This window comes from Plantactinospora sp. CA-294935, from assembly GCF_050936445.1.
GTDB lineage: Bacteria > Actinomycetota > Actinomycetes > Mycobacteriales > Micromonosporaceae > Plantactinospora.
Genome location: NZ_JBNJMU010000001.1, coordinates 9,625,234 through 9,649,885, shown reverse-complemented (window position 1 = coordinate 9,649,885; position 24,652 = coordinate 9,625,234). Strand labels below are relative to the sequence as shown.

The 24,652-nt window shown below is 70.4% G+C and carries 18 protein-coding genes; 8 read left to right on the top strand and 10 right to left on the bottom strand.

What is annotated here, in order from left to right; translation table 11 throughout:
• Positions 1-465 precede the first annotated feature (465 nt).
• On the bottom strand, positions 466-1,152 hold the full coding sequence (locus ACQEVC_RS41780) for an alpha/beta fold hydrolase (protein ID WP_432889513.1): 687 nt from the start codon (positions 1,150-1,152) through the stop codon (positions 466-468).
• Positions 1,153-1,365: 213 nt separating this feature from the next.
• On the opposite strand from ACQEVC_RS41780, the gene ACQEVC_RS41775 reads away from it, so the two are divergent.
• Positions 1,366-2,328: a helix-turn-helix transcriptional regulator gene (locus tag ACQEVC_RS41775; RefSeq protein WP_432889511.1), complete on the top strand. Its 963-nt coding sequence runs from the start codon at positions 1,366-1,368 to the stop codon at positions 2,326-2,328.
• A 129-nt stretch (positions 2,329-2,457) separates the two neighbouring features.
• On the opposite strand, the gene ACQEVC_RS41770 is transcribed toward ACQEVC_RS41775, so the two are convergent.
• The 6 genes from ACQEVC_RS41770 to ACQEVC_RS41745 all read right to left on the bottom strand — a co-directional run bounded on the left by ACQEVC_RS41770 (position 2,458) and on the right by ACQEVC_RS41745 (position 11,338).
• The gene (locus ACQEVC_RS41770) at positions 2,458-4,905 is read right to left on the bottom strand and encodes a M14 family zinc carboxypeptidase (protein ID WP_432889509.1); all 2,448 of its coding nucleotides are present in this window, start codon (positions 4,903-4,905) and stop codon (positions 2,458-2,460) included.
• A gap of 430 nt (positions 4,906-5,335) precedes the next feature.
• Entirely contained in the window at positions 5,336-6,907 is a 1,572-nt protein-coding gene (locus ACQEVC_RS41765) for a pectate lyase family protein (RefSeq protein ID WP_432889507.1), read from the bottom strand.
• A 345-nt stretch (positions 6,908-7,252) separates the two neighbouring features.
• Positions 7,253-7,537, bottom strand: coding sequence for a hypothetical protein (locus ACQEVC_RS41760; protein WP_432889505.1), 285 nt, complete (start codon positions 7,535-7,537; stop codon positions 7,253-7,255).
• Positions 7,506-9,740, bottom strand: a complete 2,235-nt coding sequence (locus tag ACQEVC_RS41755) for a penicillin acylase family protein (RefSeq protein ID WP_432889503.1) — start codon at positions 9,738-9,740, stop codon at positions 7,506-7,508. Before ACQEVC_RS41755 ends, ACQEVC_RS41760 begins: the two co-directional genes overlap by 32 nt.
• Positions 9,737-9,928, bottom strand: a complete 192-nt coding sequence (locus ACQEVC_RS41750; RefSeq protein ID WP_432889501.1) for a hypothetical protein — start codon at positions 9,926-9,928, stop codon at positions 9,737-9,739. The genes ACQEVC_RS41755 and ACQEVC_RS41750 overlap by 4 nt, the downstream gene beginning before the upstream one ends.
• Before the next feature lie 501 nt (positions 9,929-10,429).
• Positions 10,430-11,338 carry an AraC family transcriptional regulator gene (locus tag ACQEVC_RS41745; RefSeq protein WP_432889499.1) on the bottom strand — a complete coding sequence of 303 codons (909 nt, stop codon included), beginning with the start codon at positions 11,336-11,338 and terminating at the stop codon, positions 10,430-10,432.
• A 159-nt stretch (positions 11,339-11,497) separates the two neighbouring features.
• On the opposite strand from ACQEVC_RS41745, the gene ACQEVC_RS41740 reads away from it, so the two are divergent.
• Both ACQEVC_RS41740 and ACQEVC_RS41735 read left to right on the top strand, forming a co-directional pair.
• Positions 11,498-11,803, top strand: coding sequence for a putative quinol monooxygenase (locus ACQEVC_RS41740; RefSeq protein WP_432889497.1), 306 nt, complete (start codon positions 11,498-11,500; stop codon positions 11,801-11,803).
• 119 nt (positions 11,804-11,922) lie between these two features.
• Positions 11,923-12,918 carry an alpha/beta hydrolase gene (locus ACQEVC_RS41735; protein WP_432889493.1) on the top strand — a complete coding sequence of 332 codons (996 nt, stop codon included), beginning with the start codon at positions 11,923-11,925 and terminating at the stop codon, positions 12,916-12,918.
• 202 nt (positions 12,919-13,120) lie between these two features.
• Here ACQEVC_RS41735 and ACQEVC_RS41730 read toward each other — a convergent pair whose 3' ends face one another.
• From ACQEVC_RS41730 to ACQEVC_RS41720, 3 genes are all read right to left on the bottom strand, one after another.
• Complete coding sequence (locus tag ACQEVC_RS41730) at positions 13,121-14,065, bottom strand: acyltransferase domain-containing protein (protein ID WP_432889490.1); 945 nt, start codon at positions 14,063-14,065, stop codon at positions 13,121-13,123.
• Positions 14,066-14,263: 198 nt separating this feature from the next.
• The gene (locus ACQEVC_RS41725; RefSeq protein WP_432889489.1) at positions 14,264-15,568 is read right to left on the bottom strand and encodes a M20 metallopeptidase family protein; all 1,305 of its coding nucleotides are present in this window, start codon (positions 15,566-15,568) and stop codon (positions 14,264-14,266) included.
• Positions 15,569-15,899: 331 nt separating this feature from the next.
• Complete coding sequence (locus ACQEVC_RS41720; protein WP_432881414.1) at positions 15,900-17,144, bottom strand: IS256 family transposase; 1,245 nt, start codon at positions 17,142-17,144, stop codon at positions 15,900-15,902.
• Positions 17,145-17,892: 748 nt separating this feature from the next.
• On the opposite strand from ACQEVC_RS41720, the gene araA reads away from it, so the two are divergent.
• From araA to ACQEVC_RS41695, 5 genes are all read left to right on the top strand, one after another.
• Positions 17,893-19,395, top strand: a complete 1,503-nt coding sequence (gene araA / locus ACQEVC_RS41715; protein WP_432889487.1) for an L-arabinose isomerase — start codon at positions 17,893-17,895, stop codon at positions 19,393-19,395.
• A 62-nt stretch (positions 19,396-19,457) separates the two neighbouring features.
• Positions 19,458-20,759, top strand: coding sequence for an ABC transporter substrate-binding protein (locus ACQEVC_RS41710; protein ID WP_432889485.1), 1,302 nt, complete (start codon positions 19,458-19,460; stop codon positions 20,757-20,759).
• Between the two features lie 120 nt (positions 20,760-20,879).
• A complete protein-coding gene (locus ACQEVC_RS41705; protein WP_432889483.1) occupies positions 20,880-21,797 on the top strand; it encodes a carbohydrate ABC transporter permease in 918 nt (305 codons plus the stop codon).
• A gap of 4 nt (positions 21,798-21,801) precedes the next feature.
• A complete protein-coding gene (locus ACQEVC_RS41700) occupies positions 21,802-22,716 on the top strand; it encodes a carbohydrate ABC transporter permease (protein WP_432889481.1) in 915 nt (304 codons plus the stop codon).
• 2 nt (positions 22,717-22,718) lie between these two features.
• Positions 22,719-24,641: a glycoside hydrolase family 127 protein gene (locus ACQEVC_RS41695; RefSeq protein ID WP_432889479.1), complete on the top strand. Its 1,923-nt coding sequence runs from the start codon at positions 22,719-22,721 to the stop codon at positions 24,639-24,641.
• Positions 24,642-24,652 lie beyond the last annotated feature (11 nt).

Sequence of the window (24,652 nt, the reverse complement as noted above, 5' to 3'; positions counted from 1 at the left end):
CATCCGCACTTTTGTCCGTGGTGACAAAAGACTTTGACGGCGAAGAAAGTCGGCCCGACTGGCGCCAGCGAGCAGTGTGCAGGGCTACGCCCGGATTCATCCGTACTTGTTCGCCGGCTCACCGCCGAGCCGCCGTGGACGGCAGTTGGTCGCCGGGACCGAGCCTGGTGGTGGGCGGGTCGGCGTCAGGTGGCCGTCGCAGTGGATCGCATTTCACGGCCGGTCCACGATGGTCTGTCCGCACCCGCGGATTCGTCGGTCTATCACCGCGACGAGGCCCCCGCACGACGCTCCGTCGACCAGGACGGATCATCAGCACGGGGGCCTCCGGGCACTGTGGCGGTGACCAGGCGAGACCGGGCGTACCCGGTGGGGCCGCCCAGGGCCGTGACCTAGGGATGTGCGCGGTCGTCCCGCCCAGGGATGCCGCGGCGGCGGCGACCGGCACGTGTTACGGGCATGCCGTCAGGATTCGACGGCAGCCGAGGCGAGCAGCCGGGCCAGCTCGGTCGGTTCGCTGACCATCGGCCAGTGGCCCGATGCGATGTCGACCAGCTCCAGGCGCTTGACCCCGGCGAGTTCGGGCACCTCCCCGGCGGCGATCCACTCCTGCGCCTGGGCCGGCGTGAACTCGGGGCACACGAGTACGACCGGGACGTCGAACCGTCGCTCGTCCGCCAGTCGTACCACGCCCTTGGCCACCCCCTCGGGGACGGGGATCGCGGCGGACGCGAAGGCTCGCCGGGCCTCCTCGTCGAGGTCGGCGGCGTCCGGCCCCTCGAACGGCCCCCAGCCGGGAAATGGCATCACGCCGTCCTTCAGCTCGAAGAACTCGGCGTAGGAGTTCCCGTCGGGAGTGGGGAAGCCGCCGATGAGGACGACCTTGCCCACCTTCTCCGGCCGCGCGTCGGCGGCCAGCCAGGCCAGGGTGCAGGCGGCGGAGTGTCCCACCACCACGGGCTTTCCGGACGCCGAGTCGACGGCGGCGAGCACCGCCGCCCGCTGGTCTTCGAGGGTGGCGGAGGCGGATCCGTCACCCTGGCCGGGCAGGGTGAGCGGCACGGGGCGGTGGCCGAGTGCCTCGAGCGCGGGCACGACCTCGTCCCAGGCGGATCCGTCGAGCCAGAGGCCGGCGACGAGCAGTATGTCCATGATTAGTGTCCTTTCTTCGACGGAGTCAGGTCCCGTTCGGCATGGCGCCGGTACTCCCATTCCGCCCAGGACGCTGTGTAGACCTCATTGCCGGGAAGCTCTCCCGCCCTCCGCTGAGAGGTTCTGCCCGTGGAACCTGGTCGTGGGTATGACGCTAGGCCCAGTTCCGGACGATCTACTGCCGGTTCAGCTTCCGGCACCTAATCTGCTGGAGTGCCGACCGAACTGAGCCCCACCGCACGGGCCCTGCGTACGCTCGAGATCCTCCAGGCCCGCCCCGGCACGACGGCCGGCGAACTCGCCGGGCGGCTGGGCGTCACCGAGCGGGCCGCGCGGCGGTACGTCGGGATCCTCCGCGAGGCCGGTATCCCGGTCGAATCGGTCCGGGGTCCCTACGGCGGTTACCGGCTCCGGCGGGGGACGAGGCTGCCTCCGGTCGTCTTCACGGAGACAGAGGCACTCGGCCTGGTCATGGCGGTGCTCGACGGTCAGCCGACCGCCGCCGACACCGCCGCCGACGATCTCGTCGGTTCGGCCCTGGGCAAGGTCATCCAGGTACTCCCGGAGAACGTCGGCCGGCAGGCGGCCGCGCTGCGCAGGTACGCCTCGGCCGCGCCCGACCGGTATTCGTCCCGGCCGGACCCCACCACCACCAGCGCACTCGTCGCTGCGGTCGCGGCCCGACGCCGGGTGCTGATCACCTACCGGACCGAGTCCGGCAACGAATGGGACGCCGAGGTGGATCCGTGGGCGGTGGTGGTCCGCTACGGCCGCTGGTACCTGCTGTGCCACGCGCACCACGCGGACGCGGTCCGCACCTACCGGCTCGACCGGGTCCGGGCCGTCCGGGAGACCGGGCACACGTTCGAGCCGCCCGATGGCCTCGACCCGGTGGCGGTGCTGGAGGAGAACCTGGGAAGCGGGTGGGAGTTCCCCACCCGGGTCGTCTTCGACGCTCCGGTGGCCGAGGTGGCCCCGTGGATCCGGCCCCCGATGGGCCGGCTCGAACCGTCGGGCGACGGGTGCGTGCTCGTGGGCAGCACGGGTAATCCCTCGATGTACGCCCAGGAGTGGTTGCCGACGGTGCCGTTCGCCTTCCGCGTCGAGGGTGGCCCCGGACTCCGGGCCGCGGTCGCCGCCCTCGCGGCGCGGCTCACCGCCGCCAGCAACCCCTGAGGCGGTGACGGGGTGCCGCGCGCGGGGTGGCCGTCGCCCGGATGTCCGGGTACCCCGAGCAGCCGGCTCCCGGCGCGGCCGCGGCACCCGGAGGTGCCGCGGCCGCTGGGCGTCGGGGTAACGGCGCGGTCATCGCCGCCTGGGTGGGATGGCGACGCCCTTGCGGTAGTTCTTGCCCCGGCCGTCCGGACGGTAGTTGTTCTCGACGTTGCCGGCCGCGTCCACCGAGAACCAGTTGATCCTGGTCCCGTACGGGACGGTCAGGGTCTCACCGCCCTCGCGGATGCCGGCCGAGCCGTAGAGCGTGGACGAGTACGTCGGCTTGCGGCCGTCCAGCGTGTAGAAGACCGCCGCCGGTTCGCTCACCTCGAACGTGACGTCCACCATGCCGGGCGTGGCGCTGCGGGTCACCGACAGGTCGCTCTCCGGCCGCCTGCGGTCGGTGTCGAAGTCCCGCGCCACCCGCATCAGCTCGACGAGGCCGTTGGCGAACTCCATCGTCTCGTCGTGCGCCTCGGCCCACTCCGGCTGGAACGACGTGCCGACCTCGAAGTTCCAGGCGTAGATGCCGTACTTGTACCAGAGCATGTCGCCGGAGTTCCCCGCCGCCGAGTAGAGCACGTCGGAGATCGGACCGGTACGCGCCGGGGTGACCGCCATGTTCCGGTGCCGCTTGATCGAGGTCAGGATCCGCGACGAGGCGCCCCAGAAGAACGACTCCTCGCCGAGGGTCGGCCGGGGTGCCGAGACCCGGCCCGGCGTCGCGTACGCGCCCGGCGACCACATGAAGTAGTTGCCGGAGGAGTGCAGGTTCATCGAGAACTTGATGTTCGGCCGGGAGGCGAGCCAGTCGAGGTTCCTGTTCTCCGGCTCCGACAGCTCGCTCGGGCCGGCGTAGGTGCCGCTGGTGCAGCTCGGCGACGCCCCCGAGTAACCGTCGAAGAGGCTGTACTCGGTGTAGTTGCGGTTGTTGTCCACGCCCCACGAGTTGCGGCCGAGAGCGTCCGCCGACCCGGTCTGCGGGCAGTGGTTCGTCATGTTCTTGCGCTGCGAGTTGAAGTCGTAGAACGAGTAGTGGCCGCCGTCGGGGTTGATCGACGGAGCGATCCAGATGTCGAGGTTGTCCAGGAGGTCCCTGGTCCGGCGGTCGTGGCCGTAGTTGCGCAGCAGCCGCTCGGCGGTCTCGATCGTGACCAGTGGCGGCACCCATTCGCGCGCGTGTTCCTGGGCGTACGCGAGGACACCCAGCTTGGAGCTGTTGCGGTGCTTGCCGATCCGGATCGCGTACACCGGATGCGGATCACGCGACACGCTGGCCGGGGCGCTCAGGCCGTCGGTCAGCGCTGTCGGCGCGGCCGGCGCGACGGTACCGGCACCGGCGTCGCCCCGGTAGGTGTACGCGGCGACGAGCGATCCGGCGGTGCCGTTCAGCGCCGCGACGACCTCGGCAGCGGTGCTGGTCAGCGCGCCGGTGGCGTCGGTGGCCAGGCTGACCCGGATCGCGCTGCCGGTCACGCCGACCGACAGCGGCTGGCCGGCGGCGCCGGGGTCGGCGAACTCGACGGAGACGTCGTTGCCGCCCTCGTGCCCCCAGGCCCTGGAGTCGACCGCCACCCGGCTCGCGTTGGCGCTGCCGAGTACCGCCTGCGCCTTACGCCGATAGCCGTTCGTCTTGTACGGCAACTCGACGATCTCGGCCAGCTTCGGGTACTGCGCGGCGAGCTGGTGGATCCGGTCGTAGAGTTCGGTCGGGGTCAGGTAGCTGGCGACGAAGTCCTTCTGGTAGCCGGGCCCCTCCGGGTTCTCCCTCGGGGTGGGCAGCCAGTGGTTCACCTTGGCCACCGCGACCCCGCCACCGGGGCTCGTGATCTGGACGTAGTTCGGGCGGGCCGTCACCGTGGACGCGCCACGGTGGTAGAGGTACACCCCGGCGTCCACGAAGCGCGAGATGGTCTGGGTGCCGCCGGAGCCCATCGGCGTGCCGGGACCGCTGTCCCGGGTGACGGTGAGGGCGTCGGTGGCGGTCTGCCCCTGCGCCCACTTCGCCTCGACGGAGAGGACCTGATCGGTACCGGAGGTGTAGTAGTCGGCTCGGATGATCTTGACGTCGGAGGTCGCCTGGGTGCCCCGCGCCCGGTTCTCGGTGAGCGCCTCGTTCTCCGCGACGTGGGCGGCGATGGTCGCCTCGCGCTCCGCGATCCGCTGCGCCGAGTCGTCGGGGGTGAAGAGCACGTCGCCCAGCCGGTAGCCGCGGGCCCGCAGCGTGGCGACCTCGTTCGGGGTGACGACGGCGTGCACCACGATGCCGCTCGGGGTGCGACTCACGTGGTGGTCGAGATCGACGCCGGTAGCGACCAGCTTGTCCAACTCGCTACTGTCGGCGAGCAGAACCTCTACGACACTCGTCTCCTCGCCCGCGAGCCGTCCGAGATCGATGTCCCCGGCGGAAGCGGAACCCGACGAGCTTGGGTCCGGCGTGACCGCCGAGGCCGGAGTGACCAGTAGCACGCCGGCGAGGGCGACCGATGCCGCGAGGAAGACGCGGCGCCGCCACCCGGGGCCAGGAAGATCTGACATGATGTTGCATTCCTTTCTGCGCAGTTCTCCCTCTCGGGATCGGCCGCCGGGACACGGCGAACCGCTGGATGACACGCAGGATGCAAATACCGCCCGACCGGCGGCGATCGTCGCCCACTGCCCAGGCTGGGTAAATCTTCGAGCCGCCATGATCGATCTGTCAATCACCGGGCACAGAGGAATGACCACGCATCGTCACGCGGTGCCGTCGTCGCCGGGACGTGGGGCCGTGACCACGGTGCCTCGACGCGGCCGCCAGGGCGTGATCCGGCCAACGCCACCACCCACCTGGGTCGGTCCGTTCCCTGGCCGGATCGGCCGCGGCGGGGCCATCGTGGCTGACGGCCCCGCCTGACATCCATGCCGGGTGGGTTCTGATGTTCGGCGCGTCCGGGCAGTGCCGGACCCGGAGTACGGCGGAACGGCGCTGCTACCCGGCGTAGGTCTCGAACTCGGCGACGCTCGGCGTGCCGGTCGAACTGGTGATCTCAAAGGTGATCTTGCGAAGCGAGGTCGCGGGGAAGGTGATGACGCCCGCTCCGCTGCCGGAGGTCAGGACGGCGCCGGTGTCGTGGTTGACCACTCGCCAGGACCCGATGTTGCCCGCGGAGCCGGACGCCTCCCGGATGTTGATCCTGGACACGGTGGTGGGGGAACCCCACTTGATCGAGATGGAGCCGGTCGAACCGGCCGGTGACCAGTGGGTACTCATGTTGCCGTCCCGCACGTTGCCGTAGCCCGTCCCGTCGGCCTTGCTGGAGCCGTCGGAGCCGGCCCCGATGCTGAGGTTGGTCCCGCTGGGCTGGGTCGGCGTCGGTGTGGGGGCGGTCGGTGTGGGTGTGGGCGTCGTCGGCGTCGGTGTGGGCCTCGTCGGCGTCGGCGACGGTCCCTGCGGCGAGCAACTGCCGTCCGACACCCGCAGGCCCGTGTTGGCGCCCGCCGTCTGGCGGACGACGTCCGGCACGCAGTCGGCACCGTCCAGGCTGAAGGAGTACGGGATGCTGACGGTGGTGTTGGACTGCGGGTTGGGGCCGGCGGGGTTGTTCTCGCTGCCCGGGCTGGACCAGGTCACGTTGTCGAAGATGTTGCCGCTGACCTGCCAGTAGCCGGCCTCGGAGGTGTAGAAGGTGCCCAGGACGTCCTTGGAGTTCCTGAAGTAGTTGTTCTCCACCTTGGCGCGAGCCCCGGCCCGGGAGTTGATGCCGGACTCGTGCAGGCTCACGTAGTGGTTGTTGTAGATGTGCGCTGTGCCGCCACGGAGCAGCGGCGTACGGGAGTCGATGTTCTCGTACAGGTTGTGGTGGTACGTGATGAAGCCGTTCGAGCGGTCGCTCTCGCTGGACCCGACGAGGCCGCCACGCCCTGAGTTGCGCAGGATGCTGTAGGACAGCGTGACGTACTGGGTGTTGTCCTTCATGTCGAAGAGGCCGTCGAAGCCCTCCGACTCCCCACCCGACGCCTCCAGGGTGACGTGATCGACCCACACGTTGCGGACGGTGCTCTCCATGCCGATGGCGTCACCGCCGTTGGACGTGGGCGAGCCCGACTTCTTGACGTTCCGCACGGTGACGTTCTGGATGATGATGTTGCTGGAGTCGCGGATGTGGATGCCGAGCTGGTCGAAGACGGCCCCGCCACCGACCCCGATGATCGTGACGTTGCTGATCTCCTTGAGCTCGATCTTGTCGGCGGCGGTGTTGCAGCTGTCGCCCGACACCTTGCTGGTGTTGCCGTGGTTGATGGTCCCCGAGACCTCGATGACGATCGGGGTACTGCTACTGGCCCGGCCGCACAGGGCCGCATGGATCGCGGTCCCCGTGCTGGCCCGCACCGTCTGCCCGCCCGCGCCGCCGGTGGTCCCGCCGTTCTGGGTCGCGTAGCCGGTGGCGCTGCCGGACGCCGCCGATGCCTGGTGCATCGGCAGTGCGACACCGACCGCGACCGTGACGGCCCCGGTGGCCAGCGCCGCCTGGAGTCGCAATGCGACTGTTCGTCGTCTCATCTCCGCCTCACCTTCGTTTGCAACTGCTGGTGTTGCCGGTACCTGCCGTGGTCATGTCACCGGCCCGTACCGGCCGTCGACCCGTCGCCCGCCGCCCGGGATGGACGGGTGCCCTTCGGTACGCGGATCTGGGCGCGGTTCCGCCGCGGCCCGGACCTTCGTGGCGGTCGGCGCCGGCCGCGAGGTCGCTGGTACCGGTGGACAGGGCGCCAGCGTCGAAGCGGATGGAAAGCGCTTTCCACAGCGAGGATAGGGAGGTGTCTATCAATAAGGCAAGATCGTGCCCGGATTGCGGGGAAGTTTGCCGGGACACCGGCACGGAAACCTCTTCGCCGCGGCCGTGGTCTACGCCCCGGCGCGTACCAGCGGTTTCACCTCCGCGAACGCCGGACCGACCTCCGCGAACGCCGGACCGACCTCCGGGCGGGCGAGCAGCGGGGCGGCGCAGGCGCGGTGGCGGTCGCGCTGGCCCGGGTCAGCGCCATCGTTCGGCCGGTTCCACCGGGTGCACGCGGCGTCCACGAGGTATCCACCGGCCCGGTCCGAGCCGGTCGGCGTGGAGCGGACCGGCGTGACCGAGTACGCCGGGCCCGAGTGGTCAGGTGCCTGGCCGGTAGCTCCGCTCGACATGGCCCCTGAGGTCCTCGGGATGGAAATAGACGGGCCGGAGGTCGCCGCTCGCGTAGCGTTCGGCCTGGTCGTTGAAGTGCGGTGAGTCGGGATTCCCGCTGGCGCCGCCCGCCGTCACCGCCCAGGCGCGCAGCCTCGGCCCGAACTCCACGACCGCCACGAAGCTGTTTCCGCTGGTGCCGTAGTAGCGCTTCGTCCCCGGCCAGCGCCGCGCGCCGAACGAGGCGAGGGAACCCCACTGCGCGGAGGTGAAGGGTACCGGGATGCTCGGCCTGGCATCGTCGAAGGTCTGGACGATCGCACCGTCGTTGCGCTGGAAGCGGTTGATCTCGCCCCAGGGCACCTGCCAGTCGCCGAAGTCCTGGGTCAGCCGCGCCACCGCCGCATCCAGCGCCTCGATCCGTTGCGGGTCGGTGGCGCGCTCGGCCAGGTAGTCCCACATCGACATGCCCGCGTCCCGCGCCGCCTGTGCCAGGGGGGCCCAGAGCGCCTCGCCCCAGAACACCGCCAGGGACGTCGCGGTCGATCCGGCACCCCAGTGATAGTCCCAGCCACGCAGCAGTTCGATCGGGCCGACGAGCCCTGCCTTGCGCTGGTCGTCGTCGGGCAGCTTGTCCCAGGCCGCCACGAGTCCCGGCACCAGTCGGGCGAAGGCGGTGAGATGGCGATCGAAGGCGGCCTGGATCAGGGTCTGCGGGGTGAACCTGCTCCGCGCGGTCAGTACCCGGATCGCCTGCGGCCCGCGCGGGTTCTCCCCGGCCTGGTCGAAGTAGCGCGGATAGTCGGCGGCATCGGGGCTGTCCGGGCCGGCCGCGGTCCAGGGCCAGTTGTTCGTGTTGAACGCCCAGCCGTTCTTCGGATTCACCGCCTGTGGGAGGCTCCGGAGGCTGTGCAACCCGCGCCAGTCCGTCGCCGGATCGCTGCCGTCGACGGGCCTGCGATAGTCGAAGCGGTCGTTGCGGATCGGCATGAACTGCGGCATCAGGAAGGCGATCTCGCCCTTCGAGTCTGCGAACAGCGTGTTGTTCGAGCTGTTGGCCTTGAGGCCCGCCACCCGGATGAAGTCCGTGTAATCCCGCGTCTTGGTACGCAGGAAGCTCTGCTGCAGCGCCTCGACCGGCCGGTTCATCAGCGCGAACGCGATCCACTTGCCGTCGACCTCGCGCACGATCGGCCCGTGGTGCGTGCCGAAGGTGGTGAAGCTGCGCTCCGCCTGCCCACCGTCCGGGGTTCGGTAGGACAGTGTGATCGTCTTGGTCGTCACCCGCCGCAGCGTGTTGCCGTAGCGGTAGGAGCGGCTGCCGTCCGCCCTGGTCACGATCGTCTCGGCGAACTCGTCGACGTTGTCGACGCCGCTGGAGGTGTGCATCCAACCCGTGTCCGCGTTGAAGCCCTGGTAGATGAAGAACTGGCCCCAGGTGGCCGCGCCGTAGGCGTTCAGCCCCTCGCCGCTCGTCACATGCTGCTCGGAGCGGAAGAAGAAGCTGGTGTGCGGGTTGATCAGCAGCAGCGCGTGGCCGTCCCGGGTGTGGCCCGGCGCGATCGCCATGCCGTTCGAGCCGCTCGGCTCGCGGAACAGCAGCCCGCGCTCCTCGTCGGTCATCGGCACCGTGCGTCCGGCGTAGAAGGCTTCGAGCTGGGTGAGTGGCACCCGCTCGATGTCGCCGCCGATGCTGCCCTCGGAGAAGCTCAGCGTCATCCACGGCTCGAACCGCCGGAGCACGCGCGGACGCACTTCGGGGTGCGTCGCAAGGTAGTAGTTGAGCCCGTCCGCCCAGGCCCGCATCAGCTTGCGCAGCCAGGACGGGGTCTTCGCGTACTCCCGCTTCAGCAGTTCGGGATCGACGAACAGCCGCTGCCGCAGGTCCTGCCAGATCGCACTGTCGCCCTCGGCCTCGGCGAGACGGCCGAGGCTGACCAGATAGTTGCGTTCGATCCGGTTGAAGTCGTCCTCGGCCTGGGCATACATCATCCCGAACACCGCATCGGCGTCGGTCTTTCCCCGTACGTGTGGAACGCCCCAGTCGTCGCGGGTGATCGTCACCTGCGTCGCCTGCCTGCGCCAGCGGGCCAGCTCGGAGCCGGCCTGCACCGGAGCGGCGGACGCGCCACCGGAGGGTAGTCCCGTCGCGACGGCTGCGGCTCCCGCGGCCAGTCCGACCGCTTCGCCGAGGACGCGGCGCCTGCTCAGCCCCTGGTTCATGAGTTGGTCCACCCTTCTCGAGTCCGAGGATCACCGGTTTCGGCGAGCGGGCTCCGCGTGCCGGCGAACGCGTCGGTGCCGGCTGTGGCGTCGGCGGTGCCGGCTGTGGCGTCGGCGGTGCCGGCTGTGGCGTCGGCGGTGCCGGCTGTGGCGTCGGCGGTGCCGGCTGTGGCGTCGACGGTGGTCATTGGTCGGCGCCGGGGCTGTCCGGCCCGTTCAGCCGGGGCGAACAGCAGGACATCATGATCATCACCATAGGGCAAACCAGCCCGTTCCGGAACTGCCTCGGCGGCAATGATTTCGATCGCTACCTATGCCTGGATAGCTGAGGGCCTATCGGTGGGAATTGCCGGTCATCGCAGGGCTGCCCGGGTCAGCAGGTCGCGGTGTTCGAGTGTCCAGAGTGCGGCGCGGGACTGCCAGGCCAGTGTCCAGAGTCCTGCGCCGGCCATCAGCGGGCCGGGGCCGGAGGAGAAGACTCCCCGGTCCGTTGCGTGACTCGCGGGTGAAGCCCTGGGTGCGTGGGTACCGCGGCGCCGGGTGGATTCGTGTGGTCGAGATCTTTGCTGCGGTCGTAAGGCTGCCCCTGCATGGCTGCAACGTAGGGAGCCGTCGGGCGGAGGGCCACACCATTTTTCGGCAGGTGGCGACGGACCGCTTCGCGGCGCCCGGTGGTCGGTGCGGAGTTGTCAGACCAGGGCGGCGGGCGTGGTGTTCAGCGTGGTGTCGCGCAGCCGGGCCGCGTCCTGGCTGGGGGCCGTGCCGAACTGGCGGCGGTACTCGCGGCTGAACTGTGACGCGCTGTCGTAGCCGACCCGGTGGCCCACCCCGGTGACGTCGTTGGGATGGGTGGCGAGCAGGAGCCGGGCCTGCTGGAGCCGGATCTGTTTCTGGAACTGGATCGGGCTCATCGCGGTGACGGCCTGGAAGTTGCGGTAGAAGGCGGACGGGCTCATCCCCGCGAGCTGCGCCACGTCGTCGACCCGGAACGACTGCGTGTAGTGGTCGCGGATCCACCTGACCGCCCGGGCGATGTGGCTGAGGCTGCTGTCGGCGAGGCCGAGCTGGCGGACGACCGCACCCTGCTCGCCGGTGATGACCCGCCACAGGATCTCCCGCTTGATCAGCGGGGCGAGCACCGTCAGGTCGCGTGGCCGGTCGAGCAGGCGTAGCAGCCGGATCACCGCGTCGAGGAGTTCGTCGGGTGCGGAGCTGACTGCCATGCCGGACGGCGTGCCGCCGCCGGCGGGCGGCAGGTCTCCAGGGGCCGCCTGCAACAGCAGTTCGGCGACGGTGGCCGGGTGCAGGGTCAGGCCGAAGCCCAGTGCGGGCCGTTCGAGGCTGGCCTCGGTGAAGTGGCCGGTGATCGGCAGGTCGACCGAGGCGATGAGGTACTGCCCGTCGCGGTACTCGTAGACGCGGTCACCCAGCGCGATCCGTTTCGCGCCCTGGACGATGAGTGCCAGCACTGTGCCGGACATCGACGGTGACGGCGGATAGGGCCGCTCGACCTTCGAAACCAGGACACCCTCGATCGGGGTGCCTTGATCGGGTCGGGCGTGCCGGGCGATCAGCGCGGCTAGCTCGTCAAGGCTCACGAGCTGATTCAATCACGATTCGATCCTCGCTGCGATAGTAGGATCAGGCAAGCCTCGAAGAGCATCGTTCTAACATTTCTCCTGCTCGCGATGTTTTCATGGGTTGGTCGCTATCCCAGGAGCGTGCGACGGCTCCGCGAATGAGAGGTTTGGCCGCCCATGCGCGTCACACACGGTTTCCACGCCACCATGACCGCCCGGCCCGGGAAGGGCGACGAAGTGGTGGCGCTTCTGCTCGCCGCGCCCTCGCTGTCGCACGAGGACTGCGTCGTCTTCCTGGTCAGCCGCTCGGCCGGCAACCGGGACGTCGTCTCCGTCACCGAGGGCTGGACCAGCGAAGAGGCCCACGGCGAGTTCTTCGCGACCGGGGAGGCGCAGGCGCTGGTCGCGAAGCTCCAGCCGCTGCTCGCCGCCGGGTCCGACTACACCGACGAGGTGCCGGTGGGCGGCAAGGCGGCCTTCTGAGCCGCCGACTAGCCACGGGGCCGGCGGACCATTCCTTGCTCGACTGTCTTCCCGGTCATCTGACCGAATTCCACCAGCTTCCCGGTCATCTGACCGAAATCCACTGGAAGGAACCCACCATGACGCGTACCCGACCCGACACCGATCCCGAACTGCGCGCGTTGCTCGCCGACATGCCGCTGATGTCCGAGCTCAGTCCCGAGGTGCTCGCGCAACTGCGCCAGTTCCCGACGCCGCCGGTCGAGAGCCTCCTGGAAGGGCATGCGGTCGACCGGCGCGAGGTCACCGTCCCGAGCCCGGACGGTGCGCAGATCCCGCTGTCCATCTTGACTCCCGCCGGCGCCGACCGTGCCGGACCGGCACCCTGCGTCTACTGGATCCACGGCGGGGGAATGGTCATGGGCGACCGGTTCTCGCAGATCGACATCCCGCTGGACTGGCTCGACCGGTTCGGCGCCGTGGTGGTCTCGGTGGACCACCGATTGGCGCCGGAGGCCACCGGCACGACCCTGGTCGACGACTGCTACCACGGCCTGCTCTGGGTTGCCGAGCACGCCGACGAACTGGGCATCGACCCTGCCCGTGTCGTGGTCGCGGGCATCAGCGCCGGAGGTGGCCTCGCCGCCGGGGTCACCCTGATGGCACGCGACCGAGGTACTCCGGCGATCGCCGCCCAGGTGCTGATCTGCCCCATGCTCGACCATCGCAACGACAGCACCTCCAGCCAGCAGTACGCCGGTGTGCCCGGACCCTGGACCCGGGAGATGAACCAGTTCGGATGGCGGTCGGTACTCGGCGACCTCACCGACGGGGACGTGCCCGGTTACGTCTCACCGGCGGTGGCCGAGGACCTCTCGGGCCTGCCGACCAGCTACGTCGACGCCGGCACGGCCGAGGTCTTCCGCGACGAGGACGTCGAGTACGCCAGCCGGATCTGGGCGGCCGGTGGCCAGGCGGAACTGCACGTCTGGGCGGGCGGCTTCCACGGATTCGACGCCCTGTTCCCGAGGGCGGGGATCTCGGCCGCCGCGCGCTGGACCCGTACCGAGTGGCTTGCCCGGGTGCTCGGCCGGGCCTCCGACGCACCCGCGCCGACCCAGTACCGGCGCTCGTAGCTGTCGGAACTGGCTATCCACTCCGGGTTACCGCGACCGCCGTCGGCGTCGGCGCGGCGTCGGGCCCAGCTGGTGGAAACCCGGCTGCGGGCGCCGCAACAGGTCGGTGCCTGGTTCCGATGGCGGCAGTACCAGGCCCGCCGCTGCCACCACCGACGACACGGCTACCCCTGACGCTGCCGTTGCGGCACCGGGGGTGTGGCTAGATCGGGAGGTGGCCGCGGCGGATCTGCCAGTGGCGGCCGGCCTTCAGGTGGTCGACGATCGCGCGCTGGAGCACGGTGCGGCGCGGCAGCTCGTCGAGCGGCGTGGTCAGGGTACGGAACACGAACCGCAGCACCTCGACGTCGGCGTCCAGCCCTTCCGGCTCCTCGTAGGCCTCCAGCTCGAACCTCTGCTGGAACCGGACGATGTTGGAGTCCCCGGGCAGGTACTCCAGTAGCTGCGGGTCGAGTAGCCAGGAGCCGCAGGAGAACGCCGTGTAGCGCTCGTCGGGGAAGTGGCGCGGGAAGAACGCGCGAGCCTCGTCGAGCGACGCCGTGACCGCCTCCGGGGTCATCGGCCCCGACTCGGGGATGTGCAGGTCGATGGCGGTGCCGCCGCGCTGGTGCTGCAGCCGGCCCAGCTCGTAGATGCCGCCGCGCGCGTGCAGGGTCAGCCAGCTCTGCATGACCGGCCAGCCCTCGCGGTGCATCCGCCGGTCGACCGCGAGGTTGCGGCCCAGGTCGGCGAGGGTCGCCCACGACACGGCATCGGCGATGCCGTGGTCGCGGTGGTACCCGGTGACGACGTCGACCAGGGCCAGGTACGCGTACACGTAGAGATGTCGCCAGGCGGGGCCCCGGTCGCGCGGCAGCTCCGGACCGGGCGACAGCCAGCCGTGGCCGCCGAGATCGGCGCGGACCAGGGCGATCGAGCGGTCGAGCAGCCAGCGCAGCTCCGTGGTCCACAGCGGAGAGTGGGGATCGGGCCAGCCCGCCAGGATCTCGGCGGCGTCGTCCGGTCGCACCGCGAGCCGGTCGAGGATCGCGGGCGCGTCGGCCTTGGCGGGCAGCGGAGCCGATGGCCGGTCGCCGGCGAGCCGGTGCACGCGGTCGACGTCCTCGACGGGTACCCCGAGCCGGGCGGCGATGTCGTCCAGATCCACCCGGACGATCCTACCGACGGGGGTGTGGCCGCCCTTCCGCTGCCGGTTCGCCGCGGTCTCCGAAGGCTACCTACCGCACTGGCCGTGCGACACCACCGTCCACCAACAGGGGTGGGCCTGGTTCCGATGGCGCGCCGACGACACCAGTACCGGGCCCGCCTCTGTCACTACGGACGACATGACGACGCCGTCGCGGTACTAGGTGCGGGTGCGCCCGGCCAGCCAACCGGCCATCGCGCGGACGCCGTACCCGATGGCCCGTTCGTCCGGGTCGAAGGTGCCGAAGTGCGGAGCGCTGGTCTCGACGCCGGCACCGGGCGCCTGGACGCCGAGGAAGGTGTAGGTGCCGGGAAGCCGGTCGAGAAACAACGCGAAGTCCTCACCGTTGAACGGAACCGGGGCTTGCAGTGTCCGCACCCGGGCGTGGCCGACGCTCTGGCGCAGGTAGCTCCGCAGTGCCAGGCCCTCCTGCTCCGGACAGAGCATGGCCGGGAACGGGTCGTTCGGGAAACTCACCGCCCCGCCGTACGACCTCGCGAGCCGGCGGACCTGTGCACGGATCTCGGGGTACCGGTGCTCGGGCCAGCAGCGGTAGGAGATCCGGACCTCGGCCGGGCCCTCGGCGTCGGGCGCCTCCGCCCGGATGAAGACGAATTCGGCCAACGGCCCGTTCGGGGTGAGGATGTCCGCCACGAGCCGTTCGATGTCCGCAGGCGTGGCGGGCGGAGTGACCGTGCCGAGGACGTTGATCTCGGCAGCGAGCCGCTGCGCCCGGGCCGTCGCGTCCGGACCCGTCAACGTCACGACGCCGCGATCCTGACCGGGGAGTCCGCACCCGGGAGTGACGACGAACTGGCCGACCGGGAAGGGACCGCAGTGCAGGGCATGGATCTCCGCCGGCCGGACCCCGGCGAACACGTCGTCGTCGAGCATCGCGGCGGCACCGGCGAGCGCCTCCTCGGCGGGTTGGAAGACGAACACCACCGAGCCGGTGAGTCGGTCGCGTAGCAGTGCCAGAACCTCCGCGACGCCCACACCCACCGTGGTGTGCACGTCGTGTCCACACAGGTGGGCCGGCAGCGGGCCGCCGCCGAACTGATCGCCCGGCGGTACCGCGTCCATGTCCGCCCGGTAGGCGACCGTCCGGCCGGGACGGGCACCGGTGAGGACGGCCACGACGCCGTGCCCGCCGACACCGGTCCTGACGTCGAGGCCGGCCGCGCGAAGCCGCCGTGCCACCACGGCAGCGGTCCGCCGCTCCGTACCCGCCGTTTCGGGGTGCCGGTGGATGTCACGGCGCAGCTCGACGAGATCGCGGTCCAGTCGGGACGCCACGGCGTCCACCGACTTCCGGTCCACCGGCCGACGTGTCGAACCGTCGCGGCGGGGTCCCGGGCCGCCGGCCCAGGCGGCCGGTGGTGGCGCCAGCCCACCACCCAGCAGAGCGGCGGCGCCACCGAGCACCGCGCGTCGACTGACGCGGAGCCTCTCCGAGTTCGACATGGTCCCTCCCAGAAGAGCGCGACTGCCACCCGGCAGAAGTCGGTCGACAAAGTCTGTGCCGCGCGACCGTCCGTACGCACTGAAGCTGGCCTCTCCTTTTGCCCGAGGGCTACCCCTACCGCACACCTCTGAGCAGCGGGGACAGGTGACCGTGCCGGCGCGGCCGGCGTACGCCCGGCGGCGGTCGGCGGCTGAACCGGTGGCAGCATCCGGTCCTTACCGCCGACAGCGGTGCCCGGGCGGCGGGGTCCGCACCGAGGCGCGCGGGAGTGGCGGGTCACGTCCATGGTCGTGGTGTAGAAGACGACCATCAGGAGATCCGGTGTTGATCTTATGCGGCGATGGGCATGGGTGGGTTGTTGGTGTCGTCGGTTCCGTCGGTGTCGATGCTGGTCAGGCGTGCGCGGTTGAGTAGTTCCAGGCCCATGTAGCGGCGGGTTTCGGTCCACTCGTCGGTTTGCTCGGCCAGGACGGCGCCGACGAGGCGGATGATCGCGGCCCGGTTGGGGAAGATGCCGACGACGTCGGTGCGGCGGCGGATCTCCTTGTTCAATCGTTCCTGTGGGTTGTTCGACCAGATTTGCCGCCAGATTTCTCGTGGGTAGGCGGTGAACGCGAGGAGGTCGTCGCGGGCGGTGTCGAGGTGGTCGGCGGCGGTGGGGAATCGCTGTTCGATCGTTTCGACCACTCGGGTGTACTGGTCGCGGACCGAGTCGGCATCGGGCTGGTCGAAGATGGTGCGGACCAGGGTCGCCACCCATGGCTGTGCTGTCTTGGGGACCTTGGTCAGCAGGTTGCGTAGGTAGTGGGTGCGGCAGCGTTGCCATCCGGCGCCTGGGAGGGCGGCGCCGATCGCGGCGACGAGGCCGCGGTGGGCATCGGAGATGACGAGTTTGACCCCGGACAGGCCCCGAGCGGTCAGCGAGCGCAGGAAGGCGAGCCAGCCGGCGCCGTCCTCGTCGGATGCGATGTCCAGGCCGAGGACCTCCCGGCCGCCGTCGGCGTTGACGCCGACCGCGATCAGGGCGTGTACGTTCACCGTCCGTCCGGCCTCGCGGACCTTCACCGTGAGGGCGTCGGCCCAGACGAAGGTGTAGTGGCCGCTGTCGAGGGGCCGGTTACGAAACGCCTCCACCTGAGCGTCCAGGTGCGCCGCCATCTGCGACACCTGCGACTTCGACAGCTGCTTGACCCCGAGTTGCTCGACCAGCTTCTCGACCCGGCGGGTCGAGACGCCGAGTAGGTAGGAGGTGGCCACGACCGAGACGAGTGCCTGTTCGGCCCGGCGGCGGTGGTGCAGCAGCCAGTCCGGGAAGTACGAACCCTGGCGTAGCTTCGGGATCGCCAGCTCCATCGTTCCGGCCCGGGTGTCCCACTCCCGGCTCCGGTAGCCGTTGCGGGAGTTGACGCGTTCGTCGCTGCGTTGTCCGTACGGTGCGCCGCAGATCGCGTCCGCCTCGGCGGACATCAACGCCTCCGCGAACGTCTTCACCATGTCTCGTAGCAGGTCCGGTGACGCCGACGCGAGGTGCTCACGAAGGAAGCCGGCAGGGTCGGTAGGCTCGGGTACGGCCATCGTGGTGCTCTCCTTTGATCTTGACTTAGCCGTCTCAAAGGATCTTCACGATGGCCGTCTTCTACTCCACGACACGCCCGCTACCAGGCATGTCGTACACCACTCCCATGGACGCAACCGAGTGGGGCGGGTCGGGATGCGTGTTCTGCCCTCCTGCCCCGCCGGTCACGCTGTTGATCTTTTCGGTCGCGGTTTCGTGGCGGCGTCACCCGGTCCCGTCTGGGCCGCCCGGCGGGGCGATCGTTCCGGGTACTCCCCGGCGCGGGGGAGGAGCCGAGTGTGGATCCTGCCGGTCGCGGCGGCGCTGAAACGCGGCCGAAAAGGCTTTCAGGTCGTGCTGTGAGTAAGGGGCGGTGTCCGGGCGCTTCCGTGGCAGTTCGTCGCCGCGAACCGCGGGCGGCTCGCGGTCGAACACCTGCTGTCGGGTGGCCGGCGCCCCGAAAGCATTTCGGCGGGTGCCGACGGCCGGGCACGGCCCGGATGATCCTGGTCGATGATCCGTAGCCAGGCCCGAAATCCACTGTTGACACGACCGTAACCTGGCCACCAGAATCCTCCGAAAAGGTTTTCGGTGCGAGAGGGGGCCGGTGACCGTGACGACGACTCGGCGCCCCGGTGCGCCCCGGCGCGGAGTACCGCGTCCGGTTGGCCCGCGGCTGCCCCTGGCCGCCAGCGACCTTGACCGGCCCGATCCGCGCCACCGGAGCGGATCCGGCCGGTCGGGTGGAACGGAGTGACGCAGGTGGGCATGGCGAACGAACCGGCGGAGATCTGGTTCCTGACGGGAAGCCAGTCGCTGTACGGCGAAGAGGTGCTCGAACAGGTCGCGACACAGTCCCGCGAGGTGTGCCAGCGGCTCGCCGGCGGGCTGCGGGCGCACCCTCGCCTCGTCTGGAAACCGGTGCTGACCACCGCCGACGCGATCCGCCGGACGTGTCTGGACGCCACCGCCGACGATCGGGTGGTCGGTGTGGTCGCCTGGATGCACACGTTCTCGCCGGCGAAGATGTGGATCGCCGGCCTCTCCGCACTCGGCAAGCCGCTGCTGCACCTGCACACCCAGGCCAACCGGTCGCTGCCGTGGGCCGAGCTCGACATGGACTTCATGAACCTCAACCAGGCGGCACACGGTGACCGCGAGTTCGGGTACGTCCAGTCGCGGTTGGGGGTGGCCCGCAAGACGGTCGCCGGCTTCGCCGGTGATCCGTCGGTGCACGAGCGGGTCAGCGACTGGGCCCGCGCGGCGACCGGCGCTCGCGCGGCGCGGTCGCTGCGGATGGCCCGCTTCGGCGACAACATGCGGGACGTCGCCGTGACCGACGGTGACAAGGTGGGTGCCCAGGCGACGTTGGGTGTCTCCGTCAACGCCTACGGGGTCAACGCGCTCGTCGCGGCGGTCGACGAGGTCGCGGACCCGGACGTCACCCGGCTCGTCGCCGACTACGAGGAGCGCTACGACGTCGTACCGGAGCTGCGGCGCGGCGGCGAGCGCCACGAGTCGCTGCGCTACGGCGCCCGGATCGAGCTGGGGCTGCGGCAGTTCCTCGAGGCCGGTGGCTTCGACGCGTTCACCACCAACTTCGAGGACCTCGGCGGCCTGCGACAGCTTCCCGGCCTCGCCGTGCAGAACCTGATGGCCGACGGCTACGGGTTCGGCGGCGAGGGCGACTGGAAGACGGCCGCGTTGCTGCGCATCCTGAAGGTAGTCGCCGGTGACCGGCCGGGTGGGACCTCCTTCATGGAGGACTACACCTACCACTGGGGTCCCGGTGAACCGAAGATCCTCGGCGCGCACATGCTCGAGGTCTGTCCCAGCATCGCCGCCACCCGGCCGAGCCTCGAGGTCCACCCGTTGTCGATCGGCGACCGGGAGGACCCGGTCCGGCTGGTCTTCACCGCCGCACCCGGTCCGGGGCTCGTCGTCGGCCTCGCCGACCTGGGCGGGCGGCTGCGCCTGACCGCCAACGAGATCGACGTGGTCGAGCCGGACGAGCCGCTGCCACGGCTGCCGGTCGCCCGCGCGGTCTGGACTCCGCGTCCTGACCTCGCCACCTCCGCCGAGTGCTGGCTGCTCGCCGGCGGCCCGCACCACACCGTGCTCAGTACGGCGGTCGGCGGGGAGGCCCTCGCCGACTTCGCCGACATGTCCGGTGTCGAACTGCTCATGATCGACGCCGCGACCGACTACCGGTCGTTCGCCAACCACCTGCGCTGGAACAGCGGCTACCACCGACTGGCGCAGCGACTGTAGTCACTCCGCTACCGCAACAACAGGGAGAACGGCGCACATCTCACACGATCCCGAGGAGAATCATGAAGAGAAGATCGGGCGGGCGGACCGTCCTGCGGTCGCTCGCCGGAGTCCTGGCGGCGACGCTGGTCCTCACCACGGCGGCGTGCGGTGACGACGGTCCGGGCGACCAGGGCGGCGTGGCCGAGGCGGGCCCCACCGGAGTCGACGACGGCAGCGAGTTGACGCTCTGGACCCGGGCCCCGCTGGAGAAGCAGGCGAAACTTCTGGTCGAGGCGTACAACGCCGGCCACCAGAACAAGGTCAAGCTGACCGTCGTCCCCAACGACGACTACGTCGCGAAGGTGGGTGCGGCGGCCGGCTCCGGCGGCCTGCCGGACCTCTTCGCCGCCGACATCGTCTACGTGCCGAACTGGGTCAACCAGGGACTGTTCCAGGATCTCAGCGCCAACATCGACGGCCTCGGCTTCAAGGACTCCATCAACAAGGGCCACCTCTCGGCCGGTACCCGGGACGGCAAGGCGCACGTGCTGCCCTTCGTACTCGACCTGTCGATGCTGTTCTGGAACAAGCAGCTGTTCAAGGACGCCGGGCTGGACCCGGAGAAGGCACCGGCGAGCCTGGAGGAGTACGCCGCGGCCGCGAAGGCCGTCCAGGCCGCGAAGAAGCCCGGCGTCTACGGCACGGCGGCCGGGCTGAACTGCGGTGGGTGCCTCGTCTTCACCTGGTTCCCGTCCGTCTGGGCCGCCGGCGGCGAGGTGCTCAGCGAGGACGGCACCGAGGCCAAGCTGGCCGACGAGACCGCGCAGAAGGTGTACAGCACCTGGGCCGACCTGTGGAAGTCCGGCGCCGTCCTGCCGGCCTCGTCCGGCGAGACCGGACCGACCTGGACGGCGGCGTTCACCGAAGGCAAGGTCGGGCTGATGTTCTACCCGGCGACGCTGCTGTCGTCGACGCCGTTCGACGTCGGTGTCGCCGGCATCCCCGGTCCGGGCGGCGGCGCCTCGACCTTCGTCGGCGGCGACGGCATCGGCGTCTCGAAGGACTCCGAGAAGGCCGCGCAGGCCTGGAACTTCCTGAGCTGGATGATGTCCGAGGAAGCCCAGGTGGAGGTGCTGGCCAAGAACAAGGACGTGGTGTCCCGCTCCGACCTGGCCAACAACAAGTACGCCGCCCAGGACCCCCGCCTGGTCACCATCAACCAGGTCGCCGGCAAGGGCGACACCCCGGTCGCGCTCAACTTCCAGCAGGCGTTCAACGCGCCGGGCAGCCCCTGGCTGACCCTCGTGCGCAACCAGGTGCTCAACGGCAGTGGCGACCTCCAGAAGGACAACAAGGAAATCACCGGGGTACTCCAGCAATAGCCGGCGTCGCCGCAGGCGTATGCCGGCCAGCCGCCGCTGTGCGGCCCCGGCATACGCCCGCCGCGCGGCACCGCAACGCGTCGCCGGTCCGGCCCGTCGCCGATCGAACGAGGAGTTGTCATGAACGTCAGCGCACCGGCCCGCCCACCCGGCGCGGCGCCGCGGGGCCGGGTCCGCCCCAGCCGGCGGCAGGCCCTACTCGGCTGGATCTACGCCACGCCGACCGCGGCATTCGTCGCGGCGCTGTTCGTGGTGCCGCTGCTGCTCGTGGTCAAGATGTCGGTGTCGCGATGGCCGCTGCTCAGCGGCGACCAGGGGCTCAACGCGCCGGACAACTTCAGCAAGGCGGTCGACCACCGCTTCTTCACCGACTCGGTGGTCTTCACCCTCAAGTACACGGTGATCGCGACCGTGCTGCTGCTGGTCCTCGGCCTGGGAATGGCCCTGCTGGTGCAGGAGTCCAGCCGGTGGAACAACCTGCTCCGGGCGTCCTTCCTGGTGCCCAGCGCACTCGGGCTCGCCTCGGCGTCACTGCTGTTCTACGTCCTCTACTCGCCGTACGCGAGCCCGCTGGCGCCGGTGGTGGAGCGCCTCGGCATCACCTTCCTCGGCTCGCCGAACGCGGCGCTCTTCTCCACGGTGTTCCTCATCGTCTGGCGCTACGCCGGCTTCTACATGGTGCTCATGCTGGTCGGGCTGCAGAGCATCCCGGCGGACGTCTTCGAGGCAGCGCGGTCGGACGGGGCCACCCGCTGGCAGACCTTCCGGAGCGTCACCCTGCCGCTGCTCCGCCCGACGCTGGCGCTGACGACCGTGCTCTGCGTGACCGGCTCCCTGCTCGCCTTCGAGCAGTTCTACATCCTCACCAAGGGCGGCCCGGACAACAGCACCATCACGGTGGTCCAGCTCATCTACATGATCGCGTTCCAGGGACAGAACGACCTCGGCGTCGCGGCGGCGCTCTCGGTCATCGTGCTGGCGGCCCTGGTTCTCATCAACGCGCTGCAACTGCGCGCCTTCCGGTCCGAGGAGAACTGACGCCATGACCGTGGACTCCAGCCCCACCCGGGCCGCCGTCGCCGGACCGCCCCGACCACCGGAGAAGGCGCCGACCAGACCGAGGCCGCAGGGCCTCACCATCGCCGGTGTCGCCTTCCGGACGCCCTACTGGGTCTTCACCGGAGCCGTGGCGGTGATCTTCCTCTTCCCGCTGGTGTGGACCGCCGTCGCCTCGGTCTCCCCGCAGCCGGGCACCAACCAGGTGACCGGATGGGGCTTCGGCAACTACACGACCCTCGCCGACTACCAGGCCGGGATCTGGCGCTACCTCGCCAACTCGGCGTTCGTGTCGCTGCTGACGGTCGCCCTCACGCTGCTGATCTCACTGCTCGGCGGGTACGCCTTCGCGCGGTTCCGCTTCCCCGGCCGGAACATCCTCTTCCTGCTCACCCTGGCCATCCTGATGGTCCCGTACGCGACCCTGCTCATCCCGCTCTACGTCCTGCTCAACGAGGTCGGGCTACAGAACTCGCTGGTCGGTGTCGCGCTGGTGCTCACCATGTTCCAGTTGCCGTTCTCCACCTTCCTGATGCGGATCTCCTTCGAGGCGGTGCCGCGCGAACTCGACGAGGCGGCGAAGGTCGACGGCTGCTCCTCGTTCAGCGCGCTGTGGCGGGTGCTCGTCCCGGCGGTCAAGCCGGGCCTGATCACCGTCGGACTCTTCGCGTTCCTCGCCGCCTGGAACGACTTCATGGCGCCGCTGATCCTGATCAACGACTCCGAGCGGATGACGCTGCCGCTCGCGGTCTCCAACCTTCGCGGCCAGGTGCAGGGCGTCGTCGACTACGGGGCGACGGAAGCCGGCGTGGTCGTACTCGCGCTGCCGTGCGTCGTGCTGTTCCTGCTGCTCCAACGACACTACGTGCGCGGCTTCATGTCCGGCGCACTGAAGGGATGACCATGGCATCCAGCGCCTCCACGGCGGCCCCTGTCCTGCCGAGCCGCGGGCGGCTCCGGCCGCTCGGACTGGACGAGGTCCGCATCACCGGCGGCTTCTGGGCCGAACGTCAATCCGTCAACGCGGCGGCCAGTCTCGAACACATCGCGCACTGGCTCGAACGGGAGGGCTGGATCCGCAACTTCGACCTGGTGGCCACCGGCGACGACCCGGCCGGGCAGCGGCGGGGGCGCGAGTTCTCCGACTCGGAGGTCTACAAGTTCCTGGAGGCGATGGCCTGGGAGATCGGCCGGACCGGCGACCCGGAGGTGGAGGCGAGGTTCCGGGCCGTCGTGCACCGGGTGGCCCGGGCACAGGACGCCGACGGCTACCTCAACACCAGGTTCGGCCACGCCGGCCAGCCACCGCGCTGGTCCGACCTGCAATGGGGCCACGAACTCTACTGCGTCGGCCACCTTCTCCAGGCCGCCGTGGCGCGGGCCCGTACCCAGCCGGACGCGGACGACGGGCTGGTGGCGGTCGCCCGGCGGGCCGCCGACAACGTCTGCGAGACCTTCGGGCCGGACGGCATCGACGGCCTCTGCGGACACCCGGAGATCGAGCCAGCGCTGGTGGAGTTCGCCCGGGTCACCGGCGACGACCGCTACCTGGACCAGGCGGCGCTCTTCGTCGAACGGCGCGGCCACGGCCGGCTGGGCGACGTGGAGTGGCGCCGGGAGTACTTCCAGGACGAGATTCCGGTACGCCAGGCGACGGTGCTGCGCGGGCACGCGGTACGGGCGAACTACCTCGCGGCCGGGGCCGTCGACGTCGCCACCGAGACGGACGACCCCGGCCTGCTCAAGGCGGTACGCGACCAGTGGCGGACCACGGTGGCGCGGCGCACGTACGTCACCGGTGGGCAGGGCTCCCGGCACCAGGACGAGGCGTTCGGCGAGGACTGGGTGTTGCCGCCCGACCGCGCCTACTCGGAGACCTGCGCCGGGGTCGGTTCGGTGATGCTGGCCTGGCGGCTGCTGCTCGCCTGCGGCGACTCCGGGTACGCCGACCTCATCGAGCGGACGCTCTTCAACGTGGTGTCGACGTCACCGGCGGCCGACGGCCGGAGCTTCTTCTACACCAACACCCTGCACCGCCGGGAGCCCGGCACCGTCCCGGACGCCGAGCGGCCCAGCATCCGGGCCGCCGCCGCGCAGCGGGCGCCCTGGTACGAGGTGTCGTGCTGCCCGACCAACGTGGCACGTACCCTGGCCAGCCTCGCCGGGTACGTGGCCACCACCGACGACGAGGGCCTGCAGATCCACCAGTACCTGCCCGGGACGATCGTGCAGCGCCCGGCGGACGGACCGGAGCGGCGGATCACCGTCAGCACCGGCTACCCCGCCGACGGTGAGATCCGGGTGCGGATCGACGGCGACGACGACCGCCCCTGGACGCTGTCGCTGCGGGTGCCGGGCTGGGCGGAGCAGGGCGGCACGCTGACCGTGGCCGCGGACACCCGGCCGGTGCGCCCCGGCTACGCCACGGAGCGCCGGGTGTGGCGGGCCGGCGACGAGGTGGTGCTGAGCCTGCCCATGGCGCCCCGGTTCACCTACCCGGATCCGCGCATCGACGCGGTCCGCGGCTGCGTCGCCGTGCAGCGCGGCCCGCTGGTGTACGCGGTCGAGTCGATGGACCTGCCGGGGGGCGGGAGCGTCGACGAACTCCGGGTCGACCTCGGCCGGCCACCCGTGCTGGCCGGCGGCCGGGTCGTGGTGCACTGCCACCGCCTCGACCCGCCGGACCGGGACTGGCCCTACCACGGGGACGGGGTCGGGCCGACGGGCGCGACGCAGGGGGAGCCGGTCGAGGTGCCGCTGGTCGCGTACCACGCCTGGGCCAACCGCGGGCCCTCCACCATGCGGGTCTGGATCCCGACGAGCTGACTTTCCCACCC

What these genes read in the sequence shown, in the direction of transcription:
- ACQEVC_RS41760 (WP_432889505.1), bottom strand. Translation starts at nt 7,537, where the DNA reads ATGTCGAGCGGAGCTACCGGCCAGGCACCTGACCACTCGGGCCCGGCG.
- ACQEVC_RS41750 (WP_432889501.1), bottom strand. Translation starts at nt 9,928, where the DNA reads ATGACCACCGTCGACGCCACAGCCGGCACCGCCGACGCCACAGCCGGC.
- ACQEVC_RS41765 (WP_432889507.1), bottom strand. Translation starts at nt 6,907, where the DNA reads ATGAGACGACGAACAGTCGCATTGCGACTCCAGGCGGCGCTGGCCACC.
- ACQEVC_RS41720 (WP_432881414.1), bottom strand. Translation starts at nt 17,144, where the DNA reads ATGGCCGTACCCGAGCCTACCGACCCTGCCGGCTTCCTTCGTGAGCAC.
- ACQEVC_RS41725 (WP_432889489.1), bottom strand. Translation starts at nt 15,568, where the DNA reads ATGTCGAACTCGGAGAGGCTCCGCGTCAGTCGACGCGCGGTGCTCGGT.
- ACQEVC_RS41695 (WP_432889479.1), top strand. Translation starts at nt 22,719, where the DNA reads ATGGCATCCAGCGCCTCCACGGCGGCCCCTGTCCTGCCGAGCCGCGGG.
- ACQEVC_RS41740 (WP_432889497.1), top strand. Translation starts at nt 11,498, where the DNA reads ATGCGCGTCACACACGGTTTCCACGCCACCATGACCGCCCGGCCCGGG.
- ACQEVC_RS41705 (WP_432889483.1), top strand. Translation starts at nt 20,880, where the DNA reads ATGAACGTCAGCGCACCGGCCCGCCCACCCGGCGCGGCGCCGCGGGGC.
- ACQEVC_RS41770 (WP_432889509.1), bottom strand. Translation starts at nt 4,905, where the DNA reads ATGTCAGATCTTCCTGGCCCCGGGTGGCGGCGCCGCGTCTTCCTCGCG.
- ACQEVC_RS41780 (WP_432889513.1), bottom strand. Translation starts at nt 1,152, where the DNA reads ATGGACATACTGCTCGTCGCCGGCCTCTGGCTCGACGGATCCGCCTGG.
- ACQEVC_RS41710 (WP_432889485.1), top strand. Translation starts at nt 19,458, where the DNA reads ATGAAGAGAAGATCGGGCGGGCGGACCGTCCTGCGGTCGCTCGCCGGA.
- araA (WP_432889487.1), top strand. Translation starts at nt 17,893, where the DNA reads ATGGCGAACGAACCGGCGGAGATCTGGTTCCTGACGGGAAGCCAGTCG.
- ACQEVC_RS41755 (WP_432889503.1), bottom strand. Translation starts at nt 9,740, where the DNA reads ATGAACCAGGGGCTGAGCAGGCGCCGCGTCCTCGGCGAAGCGGTCGGA.
- ACQEVC_RS41735 (WP_432889493.1), top strand. Translation starts at nt 11,923, where the DNA reads ATGACGCGTACCCGACCCGACACCGATCCCGAACTGCGCGCGTTGCTC.
- ACQEVC_RS41700 (WP_432889481.1), top strand. Translation starts at nt 21,802, where the DNA reads ATGACCGTGGACTCCAGCCCCACCCGGGCCGCCGTCGCCGGACCGCCC.